Origin of the sequence: Microbacterium sp. NPDC058345 (genome assembly GCF_042723855.1) — a bacterium.
GTDB lineage: Bacteria > Actinomycetota > Actinomycetes > Actinomycetales > Microbacteriaceae > Microbacterium.
Map to the genome: position 1 here is coordinate 120,057 of NZ_JBHXIG010000001.1, position 14,454 is coordinate 134,510.

Here is a 14,454-nt window from a genome sequence, read left to right on the forward strand (position 1 = left end):
TGCCGATGCGACGTCGCCTCAGAGCGACTGCCGGTTCGCTCGCATACCGCCTGTCAGGGCGCGAGCATCCCCACCGACCTCGGTCGCACGATCAGCCACAGCGACAGGATGGCGACCACCGCGCACCCGGCCATCACCGAGGCCATCGTCGTCGCAGTGATGCCGGATCTGCCCGAGATCAGCCCCACCACGGGCGAGATCACCGCGGCGACGCCGTTGTTGCTCGCTCCGAGGATGGATGCCGCCGTGCCGGCGGCCTTGCCGTGCCGGTCGAGCGCGAGCACCTGCACGCACGGGAAGGTGAAGCCGCACGCGGTCATGAAGAGCCACAGCGGCACGACCGTTCCCCAGAACCCGAGGCCCAACTGGTCGCACAGGATGATCGCCGCTCCGGCGAGCAGCAGCATCCCGGTCGAGAACGCCAGCACCCACTGCGGCCCGAACCGCGTCGCGAGCCGTGACGAGATCTGCACGCCGCCGACGACACCGAGAGAGTTCGCGGCGAACAGCAGCCCGTAGCCCTGCGGGTCGAGTCCGTGCGTCTGCTGGAAGAGGAAGGGCGATGCCGACAGGTACGAGAACAGCCCCGAGAAGGTCATGCCGCCGATGACCAGCACACCGAGGAACACCCGGTCGGTGAGCACGCTGCGGTACCGCTGCAGCACGGTGCTCGTGCCGCGCTCCTGACGTCGCGCCTTCGGCAGCGTCTCGGGGATGAGCGCGGATGCGGCGATGAGCATCACCATGCCGTACGCAGCGAGGACGACGAAGATGCCGCGCCACGGCATGACCACCAGCAGCGCCGAGCCGATCAGCGGCGCGACCACCGGCGCGACACCCGAGACCAGCGCCAGCCGGGAGAGCATCACCACCAGTCGACGGCCGCCGAACAGGTCGCGCACGATCGCCATCGCGACCACGCCGCCCGCGGCGGCGCCGATGCCCATCACGACGCGGGCGGCGCCGAGCAGGAGCAGGTCGGGAGCGAGAGCGGCCGCGACGCTCGCGAGCACGTGCAGCGCCGTGACGGTGATCAGCGGCACACGCCGACCGACCTTGTCACTGAGCGGGCCGACGACCAGCTGCCCGATCGCGAAGCCGATCATCGTGCCGGTGAGGGTGAGCTGGATCATCGCGGCCGACGTCGCGAAGTCCTCCTCGAGCTGCGGGAACGCCGGCAGGTACAGGTCGATCGTGAACGGGCCGAGGGCGGTGAGCGCCCCGAGCAGGATGATGTACAGCACCCTCCTGCCGGTGGCGATCGCGTCGCCGGGGTGCAGCACGATCGGCGCGGTGGCGGGATTCGGGCCGAGGGTGCGGATGGCACCGGTCGAGGTGGAGGTGCGGATGGCGCCTGTGATGGCGCGGAGGCTGCCGGTGGGGGTGCGTTCGTCGGTCACGGAGCGCTTTCACGAGTGGGCGGATGCGGCGCCGAATCGTTTCGACGCGAAGACCTGTCCATGCTACTCCCGCCGGGCGCCGTGCCCGGGCCGCGTGCCCGATCGTCGCGGGAGGAGGGTGCACCGCCCACCGCATGAAGCCGCGTCAGGATGCGGCGATGCGGGCGAGTCCCTCTTCCAGGTCGGCGATGAGATCGGAGACGTCTTCGATGCCGACCGACAGGCGCACGGCGTTCTCGGGCACGGCGAGCGCCGTGCCGCGCACCGAGGCGTGCGTCATCTCGGGCGGGTAGCCGATCAGCGACTTCACTCCCCCGAGCGAGTCCGCGAGCTGGAACAGCGTCGTGGCTTCGGCGAAGGCGCGGGCGGCACTCGGGCCCGCGGTGAGGCCGAGCGACAGCATCCCGCCGAACCCATTCATCTGCCGGGCGGCGATCTCGTGTCCCGGATGAGAGGCGAGACCCGGGTAGAAGACGGTCTCGAACTCCGGGCGCTGCACCGCCCATTCCGCGATCGCCTGCGCGTTCTCGCTGTGCTGGCGCACCCGCACCGCGAGGGTCTTGATGCCCCGCGTCGTGAGCCAGGCGTCCAGCGGCGCGGACACCGCCCCGACGGCGAACTGCTGGAACTTCACCGCCTCCGCGAAGCGGTCGTCGCCGAGCACGACCGCGCCGCCGAGCACATCGGAGTGCCCGCCCAGATACTTGGTGGTGGAGTGCACGACGATGTCGGCGCCCAGCGAGAGGGGCTGCTGCAGCGCGGGAGAGGCGAAGGTGTTGTCGACGACGAGCACCGCCCCTGCCGCGTGGGCGACCTCGGCGACAGCGGCGATGTCGACGATCGTCAGCAGCGGGTTGCTCGGCGTCTCGAGCCACACGACCTTCGTCCGCGGGCGCCGCGCCGCGCGGATGGCGTCGAGATCCTGCAGGTCGACCATCGTGGTCTCGACGCCCCAGGGTGCGAGCACCTGGGTGAGCAGGCGGTGGGTGCCGCCGTAGACGTCGTTGCCGAGGATCACATGGTCGCCGGGGCGCAGGATGCCGCGCAGCAGCGCGTCTTCGGCGGCGAGGCCCGACGCGAACGACAGGGCCGAGGCGCCGCCTTCGAGCGCCGCCAGCTGGGCCTCGAGCGACGAGCGCGTCGGGTTGCCGGCACGGTTGTACTCGTAGCCGCCGCGGAAGCCGCCGATGCCGTCCTGCACGTGCGTGGAGGACTGGTAGATCGGCGGGATGATCGCGCCGGTGACGGGATCGGGGGCTTGACCTGCGTGAATGGCGCGGGTGGCGAAGGCACGGTCGGTCATGGCGCTCCTCTGCGGCGGATCGGCGGGCTGCGGACCTCTCACGCTACGCCCGCGCGCCGCAGCGTCCGGCATCCTGTTACCTTCCGAGTCCCGCTCTGCGCGGGTTCGCCGGCGTCGGCGCCGCCGCACGTGCGGATGCCGGATGCTGAGACCCTGTCAGCATCCGGCATCCGTCCCCACGCCTCCGATCTGACGCCGTGCCGGCCTGCGGCCGCCGGCGCCGGACCTCAGCCCTTGGTCGCGCCGGCCAGCAGACCGCGCACGAAGAAGCGCTGCAGAGCGAAGAACACGATCAGCGGCACGATGATCGAGATGAACGTTCCCGCCGACTGCAGGAACCAGCGGTTGCCCCACGTGCCCGACAGCGAGTTCAGCGCCTGCGTGATCGGCAGCGCGCCCGGCGAGGCGAAGATCGTCGCCACGAGCAGGTCGTTCCACACCCACAGGAACTGGAAGATGCCGAACGACGCGATCGCCGGCATCGCCAGCGGCAGGATGATGCGGAAGAACACCTGCCCGTGACCGGCGCCGTCGACACGCGCCGCCTCGACGATGTCGCCGGGGATCTCGGAGATGAAGTTGTGCAGCATGAACGTCGCCAGCGGCAGGGCGAAGATCGCGTGCGCGATCCACACCCGCGCGAAGCTGAACTCGACGTCGTTGAGCGTGAGGCCCGGGAACACCTGCACGTCGCCGATGGTCAGACCACCGGAGAACAGGCTCAGCAGCGGCACCAGGGCCATCTGCAGCGGCACGATCTGCAGGGCGAACACGAACACGAACAGCATGTTGCGGCCCTTGAAGTCGATCCATGCGAACGCGTACGCGGCGAGCGAGGCGATCACGATCGGGAACACCGTCGCGGGGATGGTGATCGCGAGGGAGTTCACGAACGCGGTCGCCAGGGTCGTCGAGGTGCCTCCCGAGTTCAGCGCCTCGATGTAGTTCGAGAGAGTGAACTCCGGGTTGGTGAAGACGGTCCACCAGCCGGTGGACTGGGTGTCGGCGCCGGGGCGGAACGAGGTCACGAACAGCCCGAAGGTCGGGATCGTCCAGAACACCGCGATGATGACGGCCGCGATGGTCGCGCCCTTCGAGGTGAGCTTCTTGTGCGCGATCGCCTCGTTGCGGCGCGTGTCGCGCGCGACCTGCCGCTTGGTGCGGTTGTCGGTGATGACGGCTTCGGTGGCGCTCATCAGCGGATCTCCCTCTGCTTGCTCAGCGATCGAGCGTTGTAGATGATCAAAGGCAGCACGAACAGGAACAGCACCACGGCGAGTGCCGAGGAGTGTCCATAGCTCTGGAAGCGCTGCTGCTGATTCACCATCTCGAAGCCGAGGACGGTGGTGTCGTCGCGCCCTCCGGTCATCACGGCGACGATGTCGTACACCTTCAGCGAGGCGATCGTGATGGTGGTCAGCACGACGATCAGTGATGAGCGGATGCCGGGCACGGTCACGTTCGTGAACCGCTGCCACGCGTTCGTCCCGTCGAGCTCCGCCGCTTCGAGCTGCTCGGCGGGAACCGCCTTGATGGCCGCCGACAGGATCACCATCGCGAAACCGGTCTGCGTCCAGATGAAGACGATCAGCAGCATCAGGGTGTTGATGACCGGCTGCACGGCGAGCCAGTTCACCGGGTCGCCGCCGAACATCGTGACGATGGCGTTCAGCAGGCCGAGCTGGTCGCCCTGCCGGTAGTCGTACATGAACTTCCAGATGATGCCCGCGCCCACGAAAGAGATCGCGACGGGCATGAACACCAGCACCTTCAGGATCTTCTCGCCGCGCGCCCTGTCGATGAACACCGCGTACGCGAGTCCGAACGCCACCGAGATGGTCGGCGCGAGGAGCGCCCAGATGAGCGTGTTGATCACGGATGCCGCACCGACCGGGTTCGTGAAGACCCAGATGTAGTTCTCCAGGCCGACGAAGTCGGTTCCCGTCTTGTCGAAGAACGACTTGAAGAACGTCGAGATCGCCGGGTAGATCAGGCCGAGCAGCAGCATGATCGCGGCGGGCGCCATGAACAGCACGAGCTGGAACAGGTACCCGGCACCCTGCCGGGACCGGTAGTCCGCGAAGAAGAGCAGCCCTCCGACCAGCAGTGCGATCGCGACCACGTACAGCACGGCGTTCGAGTACGGCCTCAGCAGCATGAAGGCCAACACGGGGATGACCAGGCAGGCGACGAGGCGCATGATGAAGTAGCCGCGACCAGGGCGGGGCGCGAACTCGATGAGGACGAGCACGATCCCGACGACGGCGCCGAAGACGAGCAGCACGACGGGGATCTGCGCCAGCGGATGCAGCCCGCCCATCCACAGGAAGAAGGTGTTCAGCGACACCGGGCCCATCGCGATGCGGGCCGGATCCTCGACGGGCGTCGAGAAGATGAGCAGGAACAGCAGCGCGGCGACGAGGACGAAGCCGGCGATCACGACGATGCGGGTGATGGCGCGGCCTCTCGGGTCGGCGCCGTGCGTCGTCTGCGGCAGCTCGCTCGTCTGCTGCTGTTCGTCGACGGAGAGTAGTGACATGGGTTCCCCTTCTGAGTGCGGCTCCGGACTCAGCCGATCCAGGTGGGCCGCCAGCGGCGGCCCCTCGTTGATGCGGGTGCGGGGCCGGACCGTGAGGCCCGGCCCCGCACCTGTCAGCGGGTAGCGCTCAGACTAGCGCCACCGGTCAGTTCTCGTAACCGGCCTGGATGTCGCTGAGCACCTGGTCGGTCGCCTTGCCGTCGATCCAGTCGACCATGCCCTTCCAGAACGAGCCGGATCCCACCGTGGACGGCATCAGGTCGGAGGCGTCGAATCGGAAGACGGTGGACTCGTCCTGCATGATCTCCATGGCCTCCTGCAGGAACTCGCTGCTGGCGAGGCTGGCGTCGGCGCCCTTGTTGGCGGAGATCACGCCGCCCAGCTCGACGCGCGCGTCGGCGAACTCGGGCGATGCCATGAACTCGAGTACCTTCACGGTGGCCTCGTCGTCGTTGAAGGCCGCGACGAACTCGCCGCCACCCTCGACCTGCAGCTCGCCCTCGCTCATACCGGGGGTGATGAAGGCGTACACGTCACCGTCGGGGGCCACCTCGGGCGTCTCGCCGTCGGCGTTCTTCACGTCGAGGAAGTTCGCCGAGAGGAACGATGCCTGGTGGGTGAGCGCGCAGCTGCCATCGGCGACCTTGGCCGCGACGTCGGCGAACGCGGTGGAGTTGATGCTCTTCACCCCGCCGAAGCCGGCGTTGACGTAGTTCTCATCGAGCAGGATCGACCCCACCGCGTCGAACGCGTCCTTGATCTCGGGGTCGGTGAATTTCACGTCTCCGGCGATCCACTGGTCGTAGACGTCAGGGCCGGCCTGGCGCAGGACGAGGTCCTCGATCCAGTCGGTGCCGGGCCATCCCGACGCGGCATCCGCTGCGAAGCCGGCGCACCACGGCGCCTCACCGGTCTTCTCGCGGATCGTGTCGGTGAGCGCCAGCATGTCGTCCCACGTCTGCGGGACCTCGACACCCCACTCCTCGAAGCTCGCGGGCGAGTACCAGACGTAGCCCTTCAGGTTCGCGAGCATCGGGGCGGCGTAGAACGTGTCGTCGAAGGTGCCGTAGCTCTTCCAGTCCTCAGACCAGTTCTCGTCGACGGCCGACTCCACGCCCTCGGGTGCCGGCTGCACCTCGCCCGTGTCGACGAGCGTCTTGAGCAGGCCGGGCTGCGGGACGATCGCGATGTCTGGCGCGTCTCCACCGGTCACCTTGGTGACGATGTTGCCCTCGAAGCTCTTGTCTCCGGTGTACTCGACCTTGATGCCGGTCTCTTCTTCGAAGGCCTCGAACGACTTGTTCAGATCATCGGCCTCGATGCCGGTGATGCCTCCGGAGATGCGGACGGTCGCGCCTTCGCCGCCGTTGCCGCCGCCGCCCGGTTCAGCCTCCGCGCAGCCGGTCAGCACGAGCGCAGTCGCTCCGACCAGTGCGAGGGGAGCCAGCAGGCGGTATCGCTGTGACAGAGCCATGTGTTTTCTCCTCTTCGGGTGGTCCGTCCCTCGATGCGCCGATTTCCGCGCGGTGAGGAACCGATTCCAGGACAACCTACTTGGCCGAACGTGGCCGACACAATGCCCCGCCGGGACTTTGGAACAACCGTTGCCCAGACGTGACCCCCGTTTGTGGGAGCGCTCCCAAACCGCTCGACCTGGAACCGGTTCCCTTCGTGGATGAATGCAGATACGCTGTGCTGGACCTCGCTCCCGAATGGAACACCGATGACGACCATCGCCGATGTGGCCGCGCGCGCCGGCGTCTCGAAGGCGACGGCGAGCCGCGCCCTCAGCGGTGGAGGCTACGTGTCTACTGACACTCGAGAGCGCGTGCGCGCCGCGGCACGCGAGCTCGCGTACGTCGCCCACTCCTCGGCGACGAGTCTCGCCACGGGGCGGAGCTTCTCGGTGGGCGTCATCATGCCCGAACTCGAGCGCTGGTTCTTCGCCGAGCTGCTTCGCGGCATCCAGGACGCCCTGTTCGGGTCCGGCTACGACCTCGTGCTGTACGGCATCCAGGAGGGCTCCGCCGAGCGCCGCCGGCTGTTCGAGCAGGTCCTGCCTCGCCGGCGGCTCGACGGCATCATCGCCGTCGGCATGCAGCCGAGCGCACACGAGCTGCGCCGGCTGGTGCAGGTCGGCTCGCCCCTGGTCACGATCGGCGCGTACGGCGATGACTCCAGTGCGGTCTCGATCGACGATGCGGCCGCCGCGCGGATCGCGACCGAGCATCTGATCGACCTTGGCCACCGCGACATCGTGTTCCTCGGCGCCAGGGCGGATGCGGCCACGCACGCGTACGGCGACGAGCGCCGCATGGACGGCTACCGCGCCGCGATGCTCGCCGCGGGACTGGAGTCGCGCATCCGCCACGCGCCGGGTGCGCCGACCATGCCCGGCGGGTATGAAGCCGGGGTGCGGATGCTGGGAGACCGGCAGAACCGCCCGACCGCCTTCGTCGGCGTCTGCGACGAGGCGGCGATCGGCGGCATCATCGCGGCGCGCAGGCTGGGTCTGTCCGTGCCGGCCGAGATCAGCGTCGTGGGGGTTGACGACCATGCGCACGCCGAGATGTTCTCGCTGACGACCGTGCGGCAGCATCCGCGCGCGCAGGGCATGCGGGCCGTCGAGCTGCTGCACCGCCGCATGACCGCGCCGGATGCCGACATCGAGCGGATCGTGATGCCCTCGGAGCTCGTGGTGCGCTCCTCCACGGCGGCACCGCGCTGAGAACGCAAGAAGGCCCCGGGGCGAACCCCCGGGGCCTTCCTGACCGAGTGAAGCGTGATTACTTCAGGGTGACCGTAGCGCCGGCCTCTTCCAGAGCGGCCTTCGCCTTCTCGGCGGTCTCCTTGTTCGCGCCCTCGAGGACGGCCTTCGGAGCGCCGTCGACGACAGCCTTGGCCTCGCCGAGGCCCAGCGAGGTGAGCTCGCGGACGGTCTTGATGACCTGGATCTTCTTGTCGCCGGCAGCCTCGAGGATGACGTCGAACGAGTCCTTCTCCTCCTCGGCAGCGGCCTCACCGGCACCGCCGGCGGCGCCTGCGACGGCGACGGGGGCAGCAGCGGTGACGTCGAACTTCTCCTCGAACGCCTTCACGAACTCGCTGAGCTCGACAAGGGTCAGGCCAGCGAACTGCTCGAGCAGCTCCTCAGTGGTGAGCTTCGCCATGATGTTTCTCCTAGATAAAGGTGTGGTTTGTGTGGGGGGATCGCTGGTCGCTCACGCGGCCTCGGCGGTCTCCAGCTTTTCGCGAAGCGCGTCGATGGTGGCAGCAGCCTTGCCCATCGTCGCCTTCATCATGCCCGCCGCCTTCGCCAGCAGAACCTCACGGCTCTCGAGCGAGGCGTACTTGTTGACCTCGTCGGCGGTGAGGGTGTTGCCCTCGAACACGCCGCCCTTGATCACGAGAAGCGGGTTGGCCTTGGCGAAGTCACGCAGAGCCTTTGCGGTGGCGACGAAGTCACCGTGCACGAACGCGACGGCCGACGGACCCTTCAGGTCGTCGTCCAGCGTCGAGATCCCCGCGTTGTTGGCGGCGATCTTGGTCAGCGTGTTCTTCACCACGGCGTACTCAGCGTCCTGACGGATGCTGTTGCGCAGCTCCTTGAGCTGGGCAACCGTCAGACCGCGGTACTCGGTCAGCAGGACGGCGTTCGAGTTCTCGAATGACTTCGTGAGCTCGGCGACCGATGCATCCTTCTGCGCCATGGTCACTCCTTGATGATGACGTGGTGCCGCACGGCGGTGCGACACCGGCCTCGACCCCCACACGACCCAAACAAAAACGCTCCGGCGCAAGCGCACGGAGCGTGGTCCTCGAGGGATTCTGTTCGTGACACCTGCGCGGGCCCCTGCTGAGCAGTGCTTCGATCCCCGTGTTCGCACACGACGATGACCGGCGGTCTTCGGTTGCCCCCACTCTACGGCATCCGCCCCTCTCCCCCAAATCCACCCCGCCCCCCTCCGGTTCACGCGCGAGTGAACCCCTTCCCGTCGAGAGCACCGCTTGCCGACGTCGGCACGTGGTTCACTCGCCGGCAGGTGGTTCACTCATCGACGGATGCCGCTGCGACGTCTCCGCCTCACGGAGCGCGCACTCCGAAATCCGCGAGGCGAGCGCCGAGGGAGCGCGCGGTGAGGATGTGCCGCGACCCCCACCGCGCCATTCCCCATTGCGTGCGTCCGCGGATCCAGTCCTCTCGCTGCTTCTCGTCGAGCAGCACATCCTCGAGGGACAGCCCCCGGCGCATCGCCTCGTCGCGGTACTTCGTCTCGCCGTCGAACTCACCGAAGGTGCGCACGTCCTCCAATCCGAAGTCGACGAAGTACAGCCTCCCGTGCGGACCTTCGATCGGCACCTGCAGCCGGGGAGGCGCGAAGCCGAGCCGGTGCAGCTGCAGCCTGCTGACGCTCTCCCCTGGTAGTTGTGCCCGCCCATCGGCGAAGCCGGAGACCCATCGCGCCTGCGCGATGCCGCGTGCGCCGGGGTGATCCGAGATCCGCTGCGCCATGCCGATGCGCCATGACTCCAAAGCGTCACGATCCCATTCGCGGCCCCGCTGGGCGATCATCCGCTCGGCGGCGTCGGCCACGGCGACCGCCGCCTCCAGAGGAAGGGTCCGGATCAGATCGAAGACGGTCCGCGCGAGGCTCGTGCACCGGATGCCGTCGATGACCTCGACATCGAACGGGCCGAGCGGCTCCGGATGCCGCTTCACATCGCGTCCGCTGGAGTTGCGGCTTCCGGGCCCGCAGATCGTGTGCACACACTCCGGACTCAGGCGGTAGAGCGGCAGACCCCATAGCACCGCGGCAGAAGTGCGACAGACCGGTGCGGTGGTGCGCGCGTCCCGCACGACGGCGATGACGTGCGCGCGGTGTCGCTCCTCCGGCCAGAGCTCCCTCCACTCCTCCGCCGCCATGTACCAACCGCGACGCACGACATGCAGCGTCTCGCTCGCGACCGCGGTCTGGAGACTCCGCTCGGTCCAGCCGTCGAGCAGCAGCATCCGGCGGGAGCGGATCGCAGGAGCGAGGGCGGCGACGGTCTTCGGCATAGGTCATGCTGGACGCATCCGGCTCCCTCACCCGGCCCGCAGGACCGGGGAATGTGGAGAACTCGCGGGACCCGCCTTCCGTGGAGACGGATCACCCCTGGTCCACGGAACCACTTGCCGCCGAGCGCACCACTTGGTCGCGTCAGCAGGTGGTGCTCTCGACGGGAGGTGGTGATCTCGACGGGAGGTGGTGTTCTCGACGGGATCGAGCGGATGCGGGCGGCGTGTGCGTGACGGGGATGTCGGGTGCCGGGCTTAGGCTCATGAGGTGACTCCCGAACTACAGGCCAGGATCGTCGCGGACTCCCGCGACCGGGTCGCGTGGCTACGGGCGAGGGCCCGCGGGATCACGGCCACCGACGTCGCAGGCCTCTCCGGAGAGGCGTCCATCACCCGTGCAGCCGACTCCAAACTGGGCGCCGGGCCCCGCTTCGGCGGGAACGCGTTCACCGACCACGGCCGCCGCCGTGAGCCCGAGATCGCGGCGTGGGTCGCTGCCACGCACAGCATCCTCCCCTCGTCGGCTCTCTTCCACGCCGAGGCCGAGAAGCGCCACCTCGCCACCCCCGACGGCATCTGCGTCGACGGCGAAGGCCGGGTGCTGCTGGCCGAGATCAAGACGACGAACAAGTCGTGGCGCACCATCCCGCGCACCTACCTGCGACAGGTGTGGTGGCAGCAGCACGTGCTGGGAGCCGAGCGGACGCTCTTCGTCTGGGAGGAGCACGACGCCTTCAACCCGATCCACGACGAGCCGCGCTGCGTGTGGATCGATCGCGACGACAAGGAGATCGGCCGGCTGGTCGGTCTCGCCACCCGCCTGATCGACGAGCTCTATCACCGCACGACCGGACAGGTTCCGCCGTCGCGCTCGATGCCGGCGCCGCCGCGCCGCGACGCGCTGCGCGAGCGCGACATGTTCCGCGCCCTCGCGCTTTCCGACTGACGACGGCCGTTCCCGCGCGCTCGGCGCGCTCGCCGCTGCATCTCGCGCCGGTGTCTCGCCGAGCGCACCGGATCGCGCCGAATGCACTACGTGGCCGCGTCGGCATCCGGTGCACTCGACGGCATCCGGTGCACTCGACGGCATCCGGTGCACTCGTCGGCATCCGGTGCACTCGTCGCGAGCGCGCGCCTAGAGCGGTGCGAGCACCTGGCGAGCCTCGGCGGCGACCTCGGCGGCGATGGCGTCGAGCAGCGGTGAGCGCAGGTTCCACTGCTGCCAGTAGAGCGGCACCCTGGTGGGCGGTCCGCCGAGGTCGACGAGATCGTCGGTGGCCTGGGGCGACGGGATCATCCCCCAGCCGAGCCCGAGTCGCACGGCCCGCGAGTAGTCGAAGGACGCCGGCACGTAATGCCGGGGCACCGACCACGGATCGACACCGCGGCCGCGCAGCCAGTCGTGCTGCAGGGTGTCACGGCGGTCGAAGTCGACGAACGGCGCGGCTCGCAGGGCGTCGTGCGTGATGCCGTCGGGAAGCCACCGGGCGATGTAGTCGGAGGTCGCCATCGGCCGATACTCCAGAACGCCCAGCGCCGTGACGGCGCTGCCGCCCACGGGCGCGGCCTCGCTCGTCACCGCCGCCATCACTTCACCGGACTCCAGCAGCCGGGCGGTGTAGTTCTGGTCGTCGCGATGCAGATCCACGTCGATCGGATGCCGGCCGGCGACCCGTGCGATCGGAGCGAGGAACCACGTCGCCATGGAGTCGGCGTTCACCGCGAGCGGTACGCGCACGCGGGGCGCCGACCCCTCGGCGTCGCCGAGGCCGAACGCGGCGACCGCGTCGTGCTCGAGCAGCTGCACCTGTCGCGCCAGACGCACCAGCGCCTCACCCGCCTCGGTCGCCCGCACCGGTCGCGAGCGCACCACGACGACCCGGCCGAGCTGCTGCTCGACCGCCTTGATGCGCTGACTCACGGCGGAGGGGGTGATGTGCAGTCGGCGCGCGGCCGCGTCGAAGCTGCCTTCGTCGATGACCGCGGCCACCGTCGCGGCCAGTTGCGCGTCGATTCTCACATAAGCGATGCTAATGCTGATGCAGTGATCTTCGCTGGTGCTCATGTGCGCGCGGTTCTAGCGTGGGAGGATGCTCACGTTCCTCGCCGGCCTCGGGCTCGGACTCTCCCTCATCATCGCCATCGGCGCGCAGAACGTCTTCGTGCTGCGTCAGGGACTGCGCCGCGAGCATGTGCTGACCGTCGTCGTCATCTGCGCGGTGTCGGATGCGGTGCTCATCCTCGCGGGGGTGGCCGGGCTGGGCTTCGTGATCGGCAAGGCACCCTGGCTCGTCGTCGTCGCTCGTTGGGCCGGTGCCGTGTTCCTGATCGCGTACGGCCTGCTGGCGGCGCGACGCGCGTGGCGCGGCGAGGATCAGGGCCTGACGGCCGAGGCGGGCGAGGGGGCCACAGGCAGCGCGCCGACCGGCACGATCACCAGAACGCGTGTCGCCCCCGCCACACGGGTCGCGCCGGTGATCGCGACCGTGCTCGCGCTGACTTGGCTGAACCCGCACGTGTACCTGGACACCGTGCTCATGCTGGGTTCGGTCGCCGCCACGCACGGCGGCGACCGGTGGATCTTCGCCGCCGGCGCCATCGCGGCCAGCATCCTGTGGTTCACCGGCCTCGGATTCGGGGCTCGCCATCTGGGTCGTTGGCTGCGCACGCCCCGCGCGTGGCGGGTGCTCGACGCCGGCATCGCCGTGGTCATGATCATGCTCGCCGTGGGCCTGGTGCTTCCGGTGTTGATCGGCTGAGTGCCCGGGCATGCGGAAGGCCCTCGGACCGGCGGGTCCGAGGGCCTTCGCGAGAGCGTCAGGCTCAGATGGCGTTGACGTCCAGCGGGATGCCGGGGCCGAACGTGGTCGACACAGCGCCCTTCTGGATGTAACGGCCCTTCGAGCTCGACGGCTTCAGCCGCACGATCTCCTCGAGGGCGGCCTTGATGTTCTCGTCGAGCTGCTCAGCCGAGAACGAGGCCTTGCCGACGATGAAGTGCACGTTGGCGTGCTTGTCGACGCGGAACTCGATCTTTCCGCCCTTGATCTCCTCGACGGCCTTGGCCGGATTCGGGGTCACGGTGCCGGTCTTCGGGTTCGGCATCAGGCCGCGGGGGCCGAGCACCTTACCGAGACGACCGACCTGGCCCATGAGCTCCGGGGTCGACACTGCTGCGTCGAAGTCGGTCCACCCTGCGGCGACCTTCTCGATCAGCTCGGTGCCGCCGACCTCGTCCGCACCCGCGGCGATGGCGGCCTCAGCGGCCGGGCCGTTCGCGAACACGATGACGCGGGCGGTCTTGCCGGTGCCGTGCGGGAGCATGACGGTGCCGCGCACCATCTGGTCGGCCTTGCGCGGGTCGACGGAGAGCTTCAGCGCGACCTCGACCGTGGAGTCGAACTTCGCCGAACCGGTCTCCTTCGCGAGGACGACGGCCTCGGTGGGCGTGTAGAAGCGGTCTGCCTCGATCTTCGCGACGGCGTTCTTGTAAGCCTTGGACTTGGTAGCCATAGTTATCTCCCTCAGCCCTCGACCGTGATGCCCATCGAGCGCGCGGTGCCCTCGATGATCTTCGACGCGGCGTCGATGTCGTTCGCGTTCAGGTCGGCCTGCTTGGTCTCGGCGATCTGACGAACCTGGTCCTTGGTGATCTTGCCGACCTTGACGGTGTGCGGGGTGGCCGAGGCCTTCGGCACACCGGCCGCCTTCTTGATCAGCTCTGCTGCCGGCGGGGTCTTCAGGATGAACGTGAAGCTGCGGTCCTCGTAGACGGTGATCTCCACGGGGATGACGTTGCCGCGCTGCGACTCCGTCGCGGCGTTGTACGCCTTGCAGAACTCCATGATGTTGACGCCATGCTGACCGAGCGCGGGGCCGATCGGCGGCGCCGGGTTGGCTGCACCGGCGTTGATCTGAAGCTTGATCAGGCCGGTCACCTTCTTCTTCGGTGCCATTCTCTTTCCTTTCGTCGAGTGGATGCCGTGCGGCATCCCTCTCCCGCGGACCCGGCGTCTCCGGGGCGCGGTGCTGCTCGCGCGCACGCCGAAGCGGCACACAAACCCTGTCAGTCTACCCGATCCGGACGGATGCGCGGTCCGGGTCCCGGGAACGCGAACGCCCCGCGCCGGAGAGCCGGCCGGGGCGTGCGCGA

Annotated in this window: 14 protein-coding genes; 3 read left to right on the forward strand and 11 right to left on the reverse strand. The window is 68.7% G+C overall.

Annotated features, from left to right (window positions below; all coding sequences use genetic code 11):
* Nucleotides 1–53: 53 nt before the first annotated feature.
* The 5 genes from ACFWH5_RS00650 to ACFWH5_RS00670 all read right to left on the reverse strand — a co-directional run bounded on the left by ACFWH5_RS00650 (nt 54) and on the right by ACFWH5_RS00670 (nt 6,716).
* Nucleotides 54–1,361: a multidrug effflux MFS transporter gene (locus tag ACFWH5_RS00650; protein ID WP_378833491.1), complete on the reverse strand. Its 1,308-nt coding sequence runs from the start codon at nt 1,359–1,361 to the stop codon at nt 54–56.
* Between the two features lie 184 nt (nt 1,362–1,545).
* Nucleotides 1,546–2,703, reverse strand: a complete 1,158-nt coding sequence (locus ACFWH5_RS00655) for a cystathionine gamma-synthase (RefSeq protein WP_378830623.1) — start codon at nt 2,701–2,703, stop codon at nt 1,546–1,548.
* 227 nt (nt 2,704–2,930) lie between these two features.
* Nucleotides 2,931–3,899, reverse strand: coding sequence for a carbohydrate ABC transporter permease (locus tag ACFWH5_RS00660; protein ID WP_378830625.1), 969 nt, complete (start codon nt 3,897–3,899; stop codon nt 2,931–2,933).
* Nucleotides 3,899–5,242, reverse strand: coding sequence for a carbohydrate ABC transporter permease (locus ACFWH5_RS00665; protein WP_378830627.1), 1,344 nt, complete (start codon nt 5,240–5,242; stop codon nt 3,899–3,901). The genes ACFWH5_RS00660 and ACFWH5_RS00665 overlap by 1 nt, the downstream gene beginning before the upstream one ends.
* 145 nt (nt 5,243–5,387) lie before the next feature.
* The gene (locus tag ACFWH5_RS00670; protein WP_378830628.1) at nt 5,388–6,716 is read right to left on the reverse strand and encodes an ABC transporter substrate-binding protein; all 1,329 of its coding nucleotides are present in this window, start codon (nt 6,714–6,716) and stop codon (nt 5,388–5,390) included.
* A 249-nt stretch (nt 6,717–6,965) separates the two neighbouring features.
* Between ACFWH5_RS00670 and ACFWH5_RS00675 the strand changes: the two genes are divergently transcribed.
* Entirely contained in the window at nt 6,966–7,970 is a 1,005-nt protein-coding gene (locus tag ACFWH5_RS00675; protein WP_378830630.1) for a LacI family DNA-binding transcriptional regulator, read from the forward strand.
* 58 nt (nt 7,971–8,028) lie between these two features.
* Here ACFWH5_RS00675 and rplL read toward each other — a convergent pair whose 3' ends face one another.
* The 3 genes from rplL to ACFWH5_RS00690 all read right to left on the reverse strand — a co-directional run bounded on the left by rplL (nt 8,029) and on the right by ACFWH5_RS00690 (nt 10,301).
* Nucleotides 8,029–8,412 (reverse strand): 50S ribosomal protein L7/L12, encoded by a 384-nt coding sequence (gene rplL, locus ACFWH5_RS00680; protein WP_378830633.1) that lies wholly within the window; start codon nt 8,410–8,412, stop codon nt 8,029–8,031.
* Between the two features lie 51 nt (nt 8,413–8,463).
* Nucleotides 8,464–8,952: a 50S ribosomal protein L10 gene (gene rplJ, locus ACFWH5_RS00685; protein WP_378830635.1), complete on the reverse strand. Its 489-nt coding sequence runs from the start codon at nt 8,950–8,952 to the stop codon at nt 8,464–8,466.
* 374 nt (nt 8,953–9,326) lie between these two features.
* Nucleotides 9,327–10,301 (reverse strand): hypothetical protein, encoded by a 975-nt coding sequence (locus ACFWH5_RS00690; RefSeq protein ID WP_378830637.1) that lies wholly within the window; start codon nt 10,299–10,301, stop codon nt 9,327–9,329.
* A 268-nt stretch (nt 10,302–10,569) separates the two neighbouring features.
* On the opposite strand from ACFWH5_RS00690, the gene ACFWH5_RS00695 reads away from it, so the two are divergent.
* Nucleotides 10,570–11,247, forward strand: a complete 678-nt coding sequence (locus ACFWH5_RS00695) for a YqaJ viral recombinase family protein (RefSeq protein ID WP_378830639.1) — start codon at nt 10,570–10,572, stop codon at nt 11,245–11,247.
* Nucleotides 11,248–11,436: 189 nt separating this feature from the next.
* Here the strand turns inward: ACFWH5_RS00695 and ACFWH5_RS00700 are convergent, their stop codons facing one another.
* A complete protein-coding gene (locus ACFWH5_RS00700; protein WP_378830641.1) occupies nt 11,437–12,321 on the reverse strand; it encodes a LysR family transcriptional regulator ArgP in 885 nt (294 codons plus the stop codon).
* Between the two features lie 70 nt (nt 12,322–12,391).
* Here ACFWH5_RS00700 and ACFWH5_RS00705 point away from each other — a divergent pair, with 70 nt between their 5' ends.
* Complete coding sequence (locus ACFWH5_RS00705; RefSeq protein WP_378830644.1) at nt 12,392–13,060, forward strand: LysE/ArgO family amino acid transporter; 669 nt, start codon at nt 12,392–12,394, stop codon at nt 13,058–13,060.
* A 64-nt stretch (nt 13,061–13,124) separates the two neighbouring features.
* Here the strand turns inward: ACFWH5_RS00705 and rplA are convergent, their stop codons facing one another.
* Both rplA and rplK read right to left on the reverse strand, forming a co-directional pair.
* Nucleotides 13,125–13,814, reverse strand: coding sequence for a 50S ribosomal protein L1 (gene rplA / locus ACFWH5_RS00710; protein WP_378830646.1), 690 nt, complete (start codon nt 13,812–13,814; stop codon nt 13,125–13,127).
* A gap of 11 nt (nt 13,815–13,825) precedes the next feature.
* Nucleotides 13,826–14,257 carry a 50S ribosomal protein L11 gene (gene rplK / locus ACFWH5_RS00715; RefSeq protein ID WP_378830647.1) on the reverse strand — a complete coding sequence of 144 codons (432 nt, stop codon included), beginning with the start codon at nt 14,255–14,257 and terminating at the stop codon, nt 13,826–13,828.
* Nucleotides 14,258–14,454: the final 197 nt, after the last annotated feature.

What these genes read in the sequence shown, in the direction of transcription:
- ACFWH5_RS00655 (WP_378830623.1), bottom strand. Translation starts at nt 2,703, where the DNA reads ATGACCGACCGTGCCTTCGCCACCCGCGCCATTCACGCAGGTCAAGCC.
- ACFWH5_RS00660 (WP_378830625.1), bottom strand. Translation starts at nt 3,899, where the DNA reads ATGAGCGCCACCGAAGCCGTCATCACCGACAACCGCACCAAGCGGCAG.
- ACFWH5_RS00665 (WP_378830627.1), bottom strand. Translation starts at nt 5,242, where the DNA reads ATGTCACTACTCTCCGTCGACGAACAGCAGCAGACGAGCGAGCTGCCG.
- ACFWH5_RS00670 (WP_378830628.1), bottom strand. Translation starts at nt 6,716, where the DNA reads ATGGCTCTGTCACAGCGATACCGCCTGCTGGCTCCCCTCGCACTGGTC.
- ACFWH5_RS00675 (WP_378830630.1), top strand. Translation starts at nt 6,966, where the DNA reads ATGACGACCATCGCCGATGTGGCCGCGCGCGCCGGCGTCTCGAAGGCG.
- rplL (WP_378830633.1), bottom strand. Translation starts at nt 8,412, where the DNA reads ATGGCGAAGCTCACCACTGAGGAGCTGCTCGAGCAGTTCGCTGGCCTG.
- rplJ (WP_378830635.1), bottom strand. Translation starts at nt 8,952, where the DNA reads ATGGCGCAGAAGGATGCATCGGTCGCCGAGCTCACGAAGTCATTCGAG.
- ACFWH5_RS00690 (WP_378830637.1), bottom strand. Translation starts at nt 10,301, where the DNA reads ATGCCGAAGACCGTCGCCGCCCTCGCTCCTGCGATCCGCTCCCGCCGG.
- ACFWH5_RS00705 (WP_378830644.1), top strand. Translation starts at nt 12,392, where the DNA reads ATGCTCACGTTCCTCGCCGGCCTCGGGCTCGGACTCTCCCTCATCATC.
- rplA (WP_378830646.1), bottom strand. Translation starts at nt 13,814, where the DNA reads ATGGCTACCAAGTCCAAGGCTTACAAGAACGCCGTCGCGAAGATCGAG.
- rplK (WP_378830647.1), bottom strand. Translation starts at nt 14,257, where the DNA reads ATGGCACCGAAGAAGAAGGTGACCGGCCTGATCAAGCTTCAGATCAAC.